We start from the raw sequence: 13,527 nt of genomic DNA, 5'->3' as shown, positions 1-13,527 counted from the left end.
TTTCTTCAATGCAATTGCGTAAAACACTCTTGGTTGGTCTGGTTACTTCCGTTCTATTAGCTGGTTGTGCAAGTGAGCAGGATACGGTAACTATGTCACCGTTACCACAGGTTGAAAATCAATTTAACCCACATGTTGTTTGGGATAAATCCGTAGGTGATGGTGTAGGTCGTTATTACTCTCATTTGACACCAACCTGGCAAGGTTCTGTTGTCTATGTTGCTGATCGTAATGGCATCGTTAAGGCGCTGGATATTGATAGTGGCAAAGAGATATGGTCGGTAAATCTCGCTGAAAAAGCAGGTTTTCTCTCTTCCCGCATACCTGCGTTGCTCTCTGGTGGTCTGACGGTTTCCGGGGATCATTTATATGTAGGTACTGAACGTGCGAAAGTGATTGCACTGAATACGGCGGATGGTCAGGTTGCTTGGGAATCTGAAGTTGCCGGTGAGGCATTGTCGCGCCCGGTTGTGAGCGATGGTTTAGTGTTGATTCATACCAGCAACGGTATGTTGCAGGCATTGAATGAGTCAGATGGTAAAATTCAGTGGTCTGTTAATATGGACACGCCATCATTATCATTGCGTGGTGAATCGGCTCCTGCTGTGGCTTATGGTGCAGCAATTGTGGGAGGAGATAATGGCCGTATCAATGCTATCCTGATTTCTCAGGGGCAACTGATTTGGCAACAACGTATTTCTCAGGTAACCAGCTCTACAGAAATTGGCCGTCTTAATGATATTGATATGACGCCCGTTATTTCAGAGGGTGTGATATATGCAATAGCATATAATGGTAATCTGGTGGCGCTTGATATGCGTTCAGGTCAAATTCTCTGGAAACGCGATTTGGGTTCAGTGAACGAAATGGTTGTTTCTGGTGATAATATTTACATTGTTGATCAAAACGATCGTGTTATGAGTCTGCGTCAAAGTGATGGTGTGACGCTGTGGACTCAGACAAAATTACAGCACCGTAATCTGACTGCACCTGAAATGTATAATGGCTATTTAGTTGTTGGTGATAGTGAAGGTTATTTGCACTGGTTGAATATGGATGATGGTAAGTTTGTTGCTCAGCATAAAGTTGATAGTTCTGGCTTAATGAGTCGTCCGGTTGTTGCCAGCGATAAACTGATGGTACAGGCGAAAGACGGCTCAGTTTATCTGTTTACCCGTTGAGTATTTTTACTATCTATTTATCGAAATAAGATATACCCAATAGATTTCGAGTTGCAGCGCGGCGGCAAGTGAACGAATCCCCAGGAGCATAGATAACTTTGTGACTGGGGTGAGTGAAAGCAGCCAACAAAGCAGCAACTTGAAGGATGAAGGGTATAAAGAGTTGTTATTGTTCCACGGCTCCTGAAAAGAACAGGAGCCGTTTCGTCTTTTTAGTATTCTGTTGCGTTAACCATAAGCAGCAAGATACTGATTTCAAATTTAAGTCATGAGGCATCAACAAATGATACCTGTCGTCGCTCTGGTAGGGCGCCCAAATGTGGGTAAGTCCACATTATTTAACCGTTTAACTCGTACAAGAGATGCGCTGGTAGCGGATTTCCCAGGTTTGACCCGTGACCGTAAATATGGTCGAGCTGAGGTCGAAGGGCAGGAATTTATCATCATTGATACCGGAGGTATCGATGGTACAGAAGATGGTGTTGAAACACATATGGCAGCACAATCTTTGATGGCGATTGAAGAGGCCGACATTGTTTTGTTTATGGTAGATGCCCGTGCTGGTTTAATGCCAGCAGACCATGCTATAGCAAAACATCTGCGTAGCCGTGAAAAAGCGACTTTCTTGGTTGCAAATAAAACCGATGGTATTGATATTGATACATCCATTGCTGAATTTTATTCGCTCGGATTGGGTGATATATATTCCATCGCTGCTTCTCATGGCCGTGGTGTAACCCAGCTTATCGAACGGGTATTGCTGCCTTTCTCCGGTAAAGATGAGGAAGAAGAGGTTGAGCTGACCGAAGAACAAGCGAACGCAGCATATTGGGCTGAACAGGAACAGAATGAGTCTGAGATGGCAGAAGAAGAGGAAGATGATTTTGATCCATCAACTCTGCCATTGAAATTAGCAATTGTCGGCAGGCCAAACGTAGGGAAATCTACGTTGACTAACCGTATCTTAGGTGAAGAGAGGGTGGTGGTTTATGACATGCCGGGTACCACTCGTGACAGCATTTATATCCCAATGGAACGCGATGGCCGAGAATATGTTCTGATTGATACCGCGGGTGTGCGTAAGCGGGGTAAGGTTACTGAAACAGTTGAAAAATTTTCAGTAATCAAAACGCTTCAGGCGATTGAGGATGCTAATGTTGTGTTACTGGTGATTGATGCGCGTGAAGGCATCTCTGATCAGGATTTGTCGTTGCTGGGTTTTATATTGAACAGTGGGCGCTCGTTAGTTATTGCGGTCAATAAATGGGATGGCATGTCACAGGAAGATAAAGAGCAAGTGAAAGAGATGCTTGATTATCGTCTTGGTTTTGTTGATTTCGCTAGAGTCCATTTTATTTCTGCTTTGCATGGTAGTGGTGTGGGTAACTTGTTTGACTCGATTCTTGAGGCTTATGATTGCGCGACTCGCCGTGTAAGTACCTCATTATTAACCCGTATTATGCGTATGGCTGAAGAAGATCATCAGCCGCCAATGATCCGTGGCCGCAGGGTGAAAATGAAATATGCGCATGCTGGTGGTTATAATCCACCAATCGTTGTGATCCACGGTAATCAAGTAACTAATTTGTCTGATTCTTATAAACGCTATCTGATGAACTATTTCCGTCGATCCCTGAACGTGATGGGGACACCTATTCGGATTCAGTTTAAAGAAGGGGCAAACCCGTATGCAGACAAACGTAATACGTTGACACCAAATCAGATGCGTAAACGTAAGCGTCTGATGGCTCACCTAAAAAAGCGTTAATTCAAAAAGGAAAGGGTGGTATTAACCACCCTTTTTGTGAGCATCCCATATCTGGGTAATTATTTCTGGTGCATCTAACTCTGGAAAGGTTAGGTAGTGTTCTTCATTTCCAGTGACAATGTGGAGCAGATAATAATGTTGATCAGGATATGGTGATGGCGGCATGAAATCAGAGAAGTCTTGTTCTATGGCTTGACGAAATAATTGCAGTTGGTGCGGAGACAATGAATTTAAATTCACAACCTTATCTTGGTTAAGGCCGGGTGTAGAGGCAAATCCTCCTTGTAGGGAAATTGTGATTTTACTATCAGTTGTGAGTTTGAAAGTTTTATTATTCATGATATACCAGTTTCTTACGGTTATTTTTCACATCTCTTTAGTATAGCGTGAAATTCGTCGTTAACAATTTTGGCATCTTCTATTAGATATATTTTTTACTAGTCAGGTATTACAAATAATAAAATATCGCTGGCATTAAACCAGCGATATGTTGATAGATTAATCTTCAGTTTTATCCTTAGTTTTATCTTTATTTTTGTCCTTGTCGCCCTTATCTTCCTCTACTTTAACACCCACTTCTTTCCAACTGTCAATCGTTGCTTTTTCAACATCCTCATCAAATAACTCACGAGCATGTTTAATTGTTAATTTAGCGAAGGATGAGAAGTTAGCATCACGTGCAAGATCTTTATCCAACAATGTGTTGTACCATATTTTTCCTGCTTTCTCCCAGGAATATCCACCTAATTTTGTCGCCAGATTATAGAAGGCTTTATTAGGAATACCTGAATTGATATGAACACCACCATTATCTCTAAAAATCGGCAGGTCTTTATAATCATCCATATGACCAGGCTGTGGATCTTTACCGAGATCCTTATCATCATATGCACTGCCGGGGTTTTTCATTGAGCGAATCCCTACACCTTTAACGTCTTTGCCCAGTAACCCACTGCCTATAATCCAATCGGCTTCGTCAGCTTTTTGTTTCAAATAATGTTGTTTTACTAATGAGCCAAAAACATCCGCTATTGATTCATTCAATGATCCAGACTGGAAGAAATAGACCAAGTCTGCGGTTTTTTCAATAACACCATGAGATAATTCATGGCCGATAACATCAATAGATGTTGTGAAATCATTGAAAAGTTTTCCATCTCCATCGCCAAATACCATTTGACCGTCGCCCCAGAATGCATTCATATATTCTTGGCCATAATGCACAGTGGCAATCAATTTCATTCCTTTATCATCTAATGAATTGCGATTAAAAACTTCTTTATAGAAATTATAAGTTGCTTCTAAATATTTATATGCGTTATCAACTGATTTATCTCCATTATCTGGATCGCCTTCATCTCGTACTAACTTTCCTGGCAACTTGCGTTTATTTTCTGCATCGTGAATAGAACGATGTAGAGTTGTACTGACAACTTTGTCATCTTTATCAGATGGCTCTATGGTTTCAATAACACTATTCAACATTAAACTATTGGTATGATTTAACGTCATTAATGCCTTGTGTTTTTCACTGTCGCTATTATTGTTATAAATATTTTGCAGAATGTACGGTGGTATTAAACCCTTGTAGTTATTGTTTTGTATTTGCATAAATATCTCCTGGAATAAATTATTAGATTTTTAATAAGAGGTACTCTTTAAGTACGGTTTCATATTAAACACGTTTCCAGCTGATAGTCATCAGGGTGATATGCTTCTTTTATGTTAAAGGGTTGTTAATAAATTGTTATATCATTTGTGTGAGGGATTTTTGTATTGGTCGTATTAAAAATATAACTAGTTAGGAATAATTGTATGTAATATTCCTAACATTATAAAAAATCATATCCAGCGTTTTACTGGTAGAAAGTCAGTATATAAAGAGGCTTCCGCAGATCCAGGTTCAGGGTGATAATCATATTCCCAGCGTACTAAAGGTGGCATAGACATTAATATGGATTCTGTTCGTCCACCGCTTTGTAATCCAAATAGAGTTCCTCTGTCCCAAACTAAGTTAAATTCTACGTAGCGACCACGGCGATATAATTGGAATTGTCGTTCACGTTCACCCCATAATAGGCTTTTCCTTTTTTCTACAATAGGTAAATAGGCATGAAGAAAACCTTTACCTATATCTTGAGTAAAGTTGAAACAATATTCAAAGTTAGGGGTGTTTAAGTCATCATAAAATAGACCGCCAATTCCACGAGCTTCATTACGATGTTTAATATAGAAATAATCATCACACCATTTTTTATATTTTGGGTAAATATCTTCGCCATATGGCTGGCATATATTGCTGGCGGTAGTGTGCCAGTGAATAGCGTCTTCCTCAAAGCCATAATAGGGTGTTAAATCAAAACCTCCACCGAACCACCATACTGGAGATTCACCTTCTTTTTCTGCAATAAAGAACCGGACGTTAGCATGGCTGGTTGGTATATATGGATTTAAAGGATGAATAACCACAGAGATTCCCATTGCCTGATAACTGCGACCCGCTAATTCAGGGCGATAAGATGTTGCTGATACGGGGAGTCTGGTTCCTGATATATGGGAAAAATTAGCGCCTGCTTGTTCGAATACTGTACCTTCTTGCATAATTCGACTGCGGCCACCGCCGCCTTCTTTGCGTTGCCAGCTCTGTTCTGTAAATTTTGCCGTGCCGTCTGCTTGTTCCAATTGCTGGCAAATTTTATCCTGTAATGAAAGGAAAAAAGATTTAATTTGATTAATGTTTGGTGTGTTCATTACTCTTTTCTCATTGTAATGCGGTGATATACCATATTATACCTATTGGTGATAGAGAAGGCATTTTCGTATTGATTCCGAGGTTAAAGCGGAGATAATGAGAAAATTGTTATTTCAATAAAAACAGGTTGGTTAGGGATGGAAATTCGGGTATTTCGACAAGATGATTTTGAAGAAGTGATCACCTTATGGGAACGCTGCGATTTACTTAATCCTGGTGTTGATCCTGAAGTGGATATTGAGCGTAAATTGACTCATGATCCTGACCTGTTTTTAGTCGCGGAAGTGGCTGGTGAAGTGGTTGGGACTGTTATGGGTGGTTATGATGGTCACCGGGGTTCGGCTTATTATTTAGGGGTTCATCCTGAATTCCGGGGGCGGGGAATTGCAAATGCATTGGTCTCCCGGTTGGAAAAGAAGCTGATGGCTCGTGGTTGCCCGAAAATAATTTTTATTGTTCCTGAGGATAATGATGCCATTCTCTATATGTGTGAAAAGCTGGAATATGAAGATCGCCATCAGGAAAGTGTTATTTTCAGTAAGCGTCTGATTATTGATCAGGAATATTGAGTTGAGTCATGTGGCTGAATGAGTGTCATTCAGCCACAAATCATTAGTGCAATTTAGTCACTTTTTTCACATCAACGGTTGTGGAACTCCACTCTTTATCAACTTCACCTTCAAGGCGGACTTTATCCTGAGGTGTTATTGTTTGACCATTCCAATACTTATGATCAATTTCGACTTCAATGACGCCTGAGTTATCACGGAATATGAAGTGATCACCACGGATACGGGATTCAATATTTCCTTCCAGTACAACCCAGCTGTCATCCCACATATTTTTAACTTGTTCAGTAGTCGATATTTTTACATTGTTATCGATAAAACCACCTTGTGGTGCTGTCTGGGTTTGGGGTTGTGTAGCATTTGGGCCAGAAAAACCGCCAGATTGCATATGTGAGGTTTGAGCCATTAATGGCGCACTGAATAGAGCTATTAAGGCGGTGGTTACGAATGTTTTTTTCATCATATTGACCTTGTAATAGTAATGGTTTTTTCTTGGGAAAAGAAGGATACCGCGAAGTGATATTTAATCAATATAATATTTACCTATTGTTAGTAATAAGCAAACTTTTTTGCTCTCTGAAACTAACGATCAGGTGTGGTGTCTCAGTAAGCCATCCTTGTATTTAATCAAAAGGGGTCAGTTATGCCGGAGTTTTCTTTCGCTAACATATTGTCAGGATTACGTTTTGCCATAATAGGTAGCTCATTGTTATTGGCCGGTTGTGCGGGTTCATCTGGTTTTTCATGGTCGGATTTGTCGCCTTTTAGCTGGTTTGGTAATTCACTACAAATCTCAGATCAGGGAGTTGGAGAAATAAATGCACTGACGGTAATCAATAAAGACGCGATAGATAAAGGGCTGGATGGGAAGTACCATTTACGTAGTGGTATGGCGACTAAAAATGGTCAGTTGATGACGGTATTTCAAGCAATGGACGGCAATCAATTGAAAATAGAACTTTTCGGTCAGGCCGGTGGAAAGGTTAGTCGTATTGATGTGTTAGATAAAGACGTTAAAACCGTTTGGGGAACAAAGATTGGTACTCCATTCTCGGCGCTTTATAACAAAGCATTTGGTGCTTGTCGAAATACGGTTAGTGAATCAGAGAAGAAAGCGATTATCTGCGTATCTCCGCAGAGCAAAAATGTCAGTTATCTGTTTACAGGTAATTGGGATGGTCCTGAAGGTTTGATTCCTTCTGATGATGTGCTGAAAAACTGGAAAGTGGAACGTATAGTCTGGGAGCAATAAAGAGCTATTGTTGATTGGAGCATCGTTCTTTCTTCATATTATGTTGTGCGGAGCCGTAGCAGGCCCGCATTTTTCATTTAAAAACCTTACTATTTTTGCCAGCTTATTGCGTTTCATGCTTTCTAATTGCAATTCGGTATATTAAACAGCGATAGTTATCTACCCTGTTATAAATAAACTGGATACATTAGTGACTGGCGTGTTTTGAGTGAGATAACAGGTTAAGAACCTTTCATTAGGCTATGTTGTTTTCCTGCACCAATAACCCCTGCTGAGATAGGCACTAAGGTGAGCAATGAAAAAGTATTCAGTGAAAAATAAAATACTAAACGGACTAGTAGCCGTAACTTTATTGAGCAGCGGTAATGCCTTTGCTGTAGAGTTGTTAAATAGCTCTTATGACGTTGCGCGTGAGCTATTTTCTGCACTTAATCCTGAATTTGAAAAACGGTGGAATGAACTGCATCCACAAGACAAATTGCTAATTAAACAATCCCACGCAGGTTCTTCCAAACAGGCACTGGCAATTATTCAAGGATTGCGGGCTGATGTAGTGACTTACAATCAAGTGACAGATGTACAAATTTTGCATGATCGTGGCGGTTTAATCCCAGCTGACTGGCAAAACCGTCTGCCGAATAACAGTTCACCTTACTATTCCACGATGGCATTTTTGGTACGCAAAGGTAATCCTAAAAATATTCATGATTGGAGCGACTTAGTACATAAGGATGTCAAATTAGTCTTCCCAAACCCTAAAACTTCCGGTAATGGCCGTTACACCTATCTGGCTGCCTGGGGAGCGATGCAACAAAAAAATCACGGTGATCAGGGGAAAACCCGTGAGTGGATGAAGCGTTTCCTGAAAAATGTCACTGTGTTTGATATTGGAGGCCGTGGTGCAACGACTTCATTTATTGAGCGGGGTTTGGGTGATGCGCTGATAAGTTTTGAATCTGAAGTAAATAATATCCGTAAACAATATGGTGACGACAAATACGAAGTGATCGTCCCGTCGGTAGATATTCTGGCTGAATTCCCTGTGGCTTGGGTTGATAAGAATGTTATGAAAAATGGCACTGAGGAAGCGGCTAAGGCTTATCTGAATTATCTTTATAGCCCACAGGCACAGCGGATCATCGCCAGTTTTAATTATCGTGTCAGTGATAAGAAAGTGATGGAGCAGCAGAAAGCCCGATTTCCAGAAACCAAATTGTTCCGGCTGGAAGAGCAGTTTGGTGGTTGGCCGCAGGTGATGAAAATTCACTTTAACACTGGTGGTACTTTGGATCAATTGTTGGCAGAAGGGAATAAGTAATGTTTACGGTTTCCAGTAAGCGGGTATTGCCTGGTTTTGGGCTGAGTTTAGGCAGCAGTTTGTTCTATACCTGTCTGATCTTATTATTGCCCTTGAGTGCATTGGTTGTGCAGCTTTCTAGTATGACCTGGGAACAGTATTGGCAGGTTATTGCTAATCCTCAAGTGGTGGCGGCTTATAAAGTCACATTATTAGCAGCGGCGGCTGCCAGCTTGTTTAATGCGGTATTTGGTATGCTAATGGCATGGGTACTCACTCGCTATCGTTTCCCCGGTCGTAGCTTACTGGATGGTTTGATGGATCTCCCTTTTGCGTTACCTACTGCGGTAGCCGGTCTGACATTAGCAACCTTATTTTCTGCTACCGGTTGGTATGGTTCACTGCTTGGGCATTTTGATGTGAAAGTAGTGAATACTTGGCTGGGTATTGCGGTAGCGATGGCATTTACAAGCTTGCCATTTGTGGTAAGAACGATTCAGCCAGTACTTGAAGAGTTAGAGCCAGAGTATGAAGAAGCCGCTCAGACGTTGGGCGCAAGCCGTTGGCAGACTTTCTGGCGAGTAGTATTACCGGAATTATCTCCAGCTTTAATTGCGGGAGCCGCGCTCTCTTTTACCCGTAGTTTGGGAGAATTTGGCGCAGTGATCTTTATTGCAGGTAACATCGCATGGCAGACAGAAGTAGTATCGTTGATGATTTTTATTCGCTTACAGGAGTTTGATTATCCGGCTGCGAGTGCCATTGCATCAGTCATATTGGCTGTATCCTTGATATTACTGTTTAGCATTAATACCTTACAAAGCCGCTTTGGTAAGCGGATTGGAGGGCATTAATGGTCGAATTATCCGAATCTTATGTGGTGCAACGACCTCCTGTGAATTGGGGGAAATGGGCACTTATCGCAACAGGAGTACTGTTTTCAGTCTTACTGTTAGTGATACCCATTGTGTGGATCTTTATGACAGCCTTTTCTAAAGGAATTGGCGTAGTCGCTCAGAATCTTTTAGATCCTGATATGTTGCATGCCATTTGGTTAACGGTATTGATTGCATTGATCACGGTTCCGGTAAACCTGATTTTTGGCGTAATGATTGCTTGGTTGGTAACACGTTTTCAGTTTCCTGGGCGGCAATGTTTGCTGACGTTAATTGATATTCCATTTGCTGTTTCGCCGGTAGTGGCTGGTTTGCTCTACCTATTATTTTATGGTTCGAATGGTTGGGCTGGGAGTGTACTGGAGGCCTATGATATCCAATTGATGTTTTCCTGGCCGGGAATGGTGCTGGTGACAGTATTTGTTACTTGCCCGTTTGTTGTTCGAGAACTGGTGCCAATGATGCTTAGTCAAGGGAGCCAGGAAGATGAAGCAGCAATATTGCTGGGAGCATCTGGTTGGAAAATGTTTTGGCGGGTGACGTTACCAAATATCCGTTGGGCGTTGTTATATGGTGTGGTTTTGACCAATGCCCGGGCGATTGGTGAATTTGGTGCTGTTTCAGTAGTGTCTGGTGCTATTCGTGGTGAAACTTACACATTGCCGTTGCAGGTTGAATTATTGCATCAAGATTACAATACCGTAGGGGCATTTACCGCGGCGGCATTGCTGGCGTTGATGGCAATTATCACATTAGTTGTTAAAAGTGCTTTGCAATGGCGGTTAAACCGCCAGCATGGTTAAGGCAGAAGCGAATATGAGTATTGAAATTAACAATATCAGTAAATATTTTGGTCGCACTCAGGTTCTGAGCGATATCACTCTGAATATTTTTTCCGGAGAAATGGTCGCTTTGCTTGGTCCGTCAGGCTCCGGTAAAACAACCTTGTTAAGGATTATTGCAGGTCTGGAACAGCAGACTTCAGGAAAACTGAGTTTCCACGGGCAGGATGTTAGCCGTATGCATGCAAAAGAACGGCAGGTTGGATTTGTATTTCAGCATTATGCGTTGTTTCGGCATATGACTGTATTTGATAACGTTGCCTTTGGGCTGACAGTACTTCCGCGACGTAAGCGTCCTGATACGGCTTATATTCGCCGTAAGGTGATGAAATTATTGGAAATGGTGCAATTGACTCATCTTGCTGAACGTTATCCGTCGCAGCTTTCTGGGGGACAAAAGCAACGGGTAGCATTGGCAAGGGCACTGGCTGTTGAACCACAAATTTTATTACTGGATGAGCCCTTTGGTGCACTGGATGCTCAGGTAAGAATGGAATTACGTCGTTGGTTGCGTCGGCTCCATGAAGAATTAAAATTTACCAGCGTTTTTGTGACTCATGATCAGGAAGAAGCTATGGAAGTGGCTGATCGGATTGTTGTCATGAGCCAAGGTAATATTGAACAAGTAGGTACACCACAAGAGGTATGGCGCTATCCGGCAAGTCGTTTTGTCATGGAGTTCTTGGGGGAGGTTAACCACTTTCGTGGTGAGATTAAAGGTTCTCAGCTTTTGATTGGTGGACAACACTTGCCCCTCAATGTGACCCCAATCCATCAGGGGAGTGTTGATGTCTTCCTGCGTCCGTGGGAGGTCATGATGAATTCGCAGCCTACACCATCTAGCCCACTGCCGGTACAGGTGACTGAGGTCAGTCCTCGTGGGCATTTTTGGCAGCTTTCCGTTCAGCCTCTGGGTTGGCATCAGGAGCCAGTTGCTATTATTTGGTTTGATGAAGCCTCAGTACCGGCGAGGGGAAGCCGTTATTTTATTGGGGGTACTGAAGCACGTTTATATGCTGGTGATAAACAACTGCAAGCCCTTAGTTTAGCCCAGACCGCTTGATAATAATTTAAATTTTGGTTGGTACCATTTGCTCATCTCTTTACCGCCAAGAGATGAGCATTTTTTATTTAAAGTCTTGTGATATATTTCTGAATATGGTTATTTCGCTTTTCTATTAAATAAAAATTAGGTAATAGCTGTGGCAAGCTTGGAACACTTTATAGGTAATACCCCGCTGGTAAAATTACAACGAATGACCGATCAGTTGGGTGTGGAAATATGGATAAAACTTGAAGGTAATAACCCTGCGGGTTCAATAAAAGACAGAGCAGCACTGTCAATGATTCAGCAGGCTGAATTACGAGGTGAAATTTCTCCTGGTGACGTATTAATTGAAGCAACGAGTGGAAATACAGGTATTGCGTTGGCAATGATCTCTGCGATAAAAGGTTATCAGCTTAAATTATTGATGCCTGACAATATGAGTCTTGAACGTCAAGCTTCTATGCGCGCTTATGGTGCAGAACTGATTTTGGTGAGTAAAGAAGTGGGTATGGAAGGTGCACGTGATTTAGCGCAACAAATGGAGCGCAATGGTGAAGGTAAGGTTCTTGATCAATTTAATAACCCGGATAATCCGTTAGCACATTTTACTACTACGGGACCAGAAATTTGGCAACAGACAAGAGGGCGCATTACACATTTTGTTTCCAGCATGGGAACAACGGGGACGATTACCGGTGTTAGTCGCTATTTGAAAAGTCAGTCTGATAGTGTGCAAGTTATTGGATTACAACCAGCGGAAAATAGCCATATTCCAGGTATTCGTCGTTGGTCGCCAGCCTATCTGCCTGGTATTTTTCAGCAGGAGCTGGTGGATCAGGTGTTGGATATTGATCAGAAGGAAGCTGAAGATACCATGCGTTTATTAGCTCAGAAAGAAGGAATTTTTTGTGGGGTTAGTTCTGGTGGTGCTATTGCTGGCGCATTAAAAGTGGCAGCACAGAATCCGGGCGCTATCATTGTTGCAATTATCTGTGATCGTGGTGACAGGTATCTTTCTACCGGAGTATTTAATTAATCTGATTAAAATATCCGTCAATGTCGTTCTGAATTTATATCATGTATACCCAATAGATTTCGAGTTGCAACGCGGCGGCAAGTGAACGAATCTCCAGGCGTATAGATAACTATATGACTGGGGTGAGTAGCAGCCAACATGAGTTCTGTTATGTTGGCAGCTATCAAAAAATTAGAGCAAGTAGAGGAAAAAGTAATAGCTTCAATAAGGTAAACCCTGCCCATATTACCTGATTATTAAATGGGAAGGTTGGATAGGTTAAATAACGGGATGAAAAAACAGCCGCAATTGTCGGCTGTTTTTTAAGATGAACATGGTATTTTTATATGGAATAAAAGTATTGCTACTTTTTAATCCGCATGATGGGGGTTTCGCCAACAGTGACAGAGCCACTCAGTTTGGATAATTCTTTAATTTCATCCATGTTAGAAATAACAACAGGTGTCAGAGTTGATTTCGCTCTTTCCTCAAGGAGTTTAAGATCGAACTCCAAAACTAAATCTCCCTTCTGTACACGCTGACCTTCTTCAGCAATGCGCTTAAAGCCTTCACCTTTAAGCTCAACCGTATCTATACCAAAGTGGACAAATAGCTCAATACCGCTGTCCGATTCGATAGAAAACGCATGGTTGGTTTCAAAGATTTTACCAATAGTCCCATCAACTGGTGCAACTATCTTATTGCCAGCAGGTTTTATAGCGATACCATCACCGACAATTTTCTCGGCGAAAACAACATCTGGAACATCTTCAATATTGACAATCTCACCAGACAAAGGCGCGATTATTTCAATAGTGCCGCTGTTTTTTTTATCATCTGAAACCAGAGATTTCAGTTTATCAAACAGACCCATGAATCTTCTCCTAATTGTTTATACTGGACCGCG

14 protein-coding genes are annotated in these 13,527 nt (G+C 41.6%); 9 read left to right on the top strand and 5 right to left on the bottom strand.

Annotated features, from left to right (window positions below; all coding sequences use genetic code 11):
- Positions 1-8: 8 nt before the first annotated feature.
- Together bamB and der are read left to right on the top strand one after the other, a co-directional pair.
- Positions 9-1,181 carry an outer membrane protein assembly factor BamB gene (gene bamB / locus BDD30_RS04520; RefSeq protein WP_015833534.1) on the top strand — a complete coding sequence of 391 codons (1,173 nt, stop codon included), beginning with the start codon at positions 9-11 and terminating at the stop codon, positions 1,179-1,181.
- A 283-nt stretch (positions 1,182-1,464) separates the two neighbouring features.
- Positions 1,465-2,949: a ribosome biogenesis GTPase Der gene (gene der / locus BDD30_RS04515; RefSeq protein WP_041381689.1), complete on the top strand. Its 1,485-nt coding sequence runs from the start codon at positions 1,465-1,467 to the stop codon at positions 2,947-2,949.
- Positions 2,950-2,970: 21 nt separating this feature from the next.
- Here der and BDD30_RS04510 read toward each other — a convergent pair whose 3' ends face one another.
- From BDD30_RS04510 to hemF, 3 genes are all read right to left on the bottom strand, one after another.
- Complete coding sequence (locus BDD30_RS04510) at positions 2,971-3,288, bottom strand: protealysin inhibitor emfourin (RefSeq protein WP_015833536.1); 318 nt, start codon at positions 3,286-3,288, stop codon at positions 2,971-2,973.
- A gap of 159 nt (positions 3,289-3,447) precedes the next feature.
- Positions 3,448-4,560, bottom strand: coding sequence for a metalloprotease PrtS (gene prtS, locus BDD30_RS04505; protein WP_015833537.1), 1,113 nt, complete (start codon positions 4,558-4,560; stop codon positions 3,448-3,450).
- 231 nt (positions 4,561-4,791) lie between these two features.
- Complete coding sequence (gene hemF, locus BDD30_RS04500) at positions 4,792-5,700, bottom strand: oxygen-dependent coproporphyrinogen oxidase (RefSeq protein ID WP_015833538.1); 909 nt, start codon at positions 5,698-5,700, stop codon at positions 4,792-4,794.
- A 138-nt stretch (positions 5,701-5,838) separates the two neighbouring features.
- Between hemF and BDD30_RS04495 the strand changes: the two genes are divergently transcribed.
- The gene (locus tag BDD30_RS04495; RefSeq protein WP_015833539.1) at positions 5,839-6,270 is read left to right on the top strand and encodes a GNAT family acetyltransferase; all 432 of its coding nucleotides are present in this window, start codon (positions 5,839-5,841) and stop codon (positions 6,268-6,270) included.
- Positions 6,271-6,313: 43 nt separating this feature from the next.
- Here the strand turns inward: BDD30_RS04495 and BDD30_RS04490 are convergent, their stop codons facing one another.
- Positions 6,314-6,730, bottom strand: a complete 417-nt coding sequence (locus tag BDD30_RS04490; protein ID WP_041381691.1) for a YgiW/YdeI family stress tolerance OB fold protein — start codon at positions 6,728-6,730, stop codon at positions 6,314-6,316.
- A gap of 183 nt (positions 6,731-6,913) precedes the next feature.
- Between BDD30_RS04490 and BDD30_RS04485 the strand changes: the two genes are divergently transcribed.
- The 6 genes from BDD30_RS04485 to cysM all read left to right on the top strand — a co-directional run bounded on the left by BDD30_RS04485 (position 6,914) and on the right by cysM (position 12,641).
- Entirely contained in the window at positions 6,914-7,522 is a 609-nt protein-coding gene (locus BDD30_RS04485; protein WP_015833541.1) for an RpoE-regulated lipoprotein, read from the top strand.
- 295 nt (positions 7,523-7,817) lie between these two features.
- Positions 7,818-8,840, top strand: a complete 1,023-nt coding sequence (locus BDD30_RS04480) for a sulfate ABC transporter substrate-binding protein (protein WP_015833542.1) — start codon at positions 7,818-7,820, stop codon at positions 8,838-8,840.
- Complete coding sequence (gene cysT / locus BDD30_RS04475) at positions 8,840-9,673, top strand: sulfate/thiosulfate ABC transporter permease CysT (RefSeq protein WP_015833543.1); 834 nt, start codon at positions 8,840-8,842, stop codon at positions 9,671-9,673. Before BDD30_RS04480 ends, cysT begins: the two co-directional genes overlap by 1 nt.
- Positions 9,673-10,518: a sulfate/thiosulfate ABC transporter permease CysW gene (gene cysW / locus BDD30_RS04470; RefSeq protein WP_015833544.1), complete on the top strand. Its 846-nt coding sequence runs from the start codon at positions 9,673-9,675 to the stop codon at positions 10,516-10,518. The genes cysT and cysW overlap by 1 nt, the downstream gene beginning before the upstream one ends.
- A 13-nt stretch (positions 10,519-10,531) precedes the next feature.
- A complete protein-coding gene (cysA, locus tag BDD30_RS04465; protein WP_041382745.1) occupies positions 10,532-11,620 on the top strand; it encodes a sulfate/thiosulfate ABC transporter ATP-binding protein CysA in 1,089 nt (362 codons plus the stop codon).
- A 139-nt stretch (positions 11,621-11,759) separates the two neighbouring features.
- A complete protein-coding gene (gene cysM, locus BDD30_RS04460) occupies positions 11,760-12,641 on the top strand; it encodes a cysteine synthase CysM (RefSeq protein WP_015833546.1) in 882 nt (293 codons plus the stop codon).
- A gap of 343 nt (positions 12,642-12,984) precedes the next feature.
- Here cysM and crr read toward each other — a convergent pair whose 3' ends face one another.
- Entirely contained in the window at positions 12,985-13,494 is a 510-nt protein-coding gene (gene crr, locus BDD30_RS04450; protein WP_015833547.1) for a PTS glucose transporter subunit IIA, read from the bottom strand.
- Positions 13,495-13,527 lie beyond the last annotated feature (33 nt).

Origin of the sequence: Photorhabdus asymbiotica (genome assembly GCF_003634575.1) — a bacterium.
In the GTDB taxonomy this organism is placed as follows: domain Bacteria; phylum Pseudomonadota; class Gammaproteobacteria; order Enterobacterales; family Enterobacteriaceae; genus Photorhabdus; species Photorhabdus asymbiotica.
The sequence above is the reverse complement of the archived record's forward strand: the minus strand, read 5'-3'. Positions and strand labels throughout refer to the sequence as shown.

Coding starts and splice junctions, on each gene's coding strand:
- BDD30_RS04495 (WP_015833539.1), top strand. CDS start 5,839: ATGGAAATTCGGGTATTTCGACAAGATGATTTTGAAGAAGTGATCACC.
- bamB (WP_015833534.1), top strand. CDS start 9: ATGCAATTGCGTAAAACACTCTTGGTTGGTCTGGTTACTTCCGTTCTA.
- BDD30_RS04480 (WP_015833542.1), top strand. CDS start 7,818: ATGAAAAAGTATTCAGTGAAAAATAAAATACTAAACGGACTAGTAGCC.
- cysA (WP_041382745.1), top strand. CDS start 10,532: ATGAGTATTGAAATTAACAATATCAGTAAATATTTTGGTCGCACTCAG.
- BDD30_RS04490 (WP_041381691.1), bottom strand. CDS start 6,730: ATGAAAAAAACATTCGTAACCACCGCCTTAATAGCTCTATTCAGTGCG.
- BDD30_RS04510 (WP_015833536.1), bottom strand. CDS start 3,288: ATGAATAATAAAACTTTCAAACTCACAACTGATAGTAAAATCACAATT.
- BDD30_RS04485 (WP_015833541.1), top strand. CDS start 6,914: ATGCCGGAGTTTTCTTTCGCTAACATATTGTCAGGATTACGTTTTGCC.
- cysT (WP_015833543.1), top strand. CDS start 8,840: ATGTTTACGGTTTCCAGTAAGCGGGTATTGCCTGGTTTTGGGCTGAGT.
- crr (WP_015833547.1), bottom strand. CDS start 13,494: ATGGGTCTGTTTGATAAACTGAAATCTCTGGTTTCAGATGATAAAAAA.
- cysW (WP_015833544.1), top strand. CDS start 9,673: ATGGTCGAATTATCCGAATCTTATGTGGTGCAACGACCTCCTGTGAAT.
- hemF (WP_015833538.1), bottom strand. CDS start 5,700: ATGAACACACCAAACATTAATCAAATTAAATCTTTTTTCCTTTCATTA.
- prtS (WP_015833537.1), bottom strand. CDS start 4,560: ATGCAAATACAAAACAATAACTACAAGGGTTTAATACCACCGTACATT.
- der (WP_041381689.1), top strand. CDS start 1,465: ATGATACCTGTCGTCGCTCTGGTAGGGCGCCCAAATGTGGGTAAGTCC.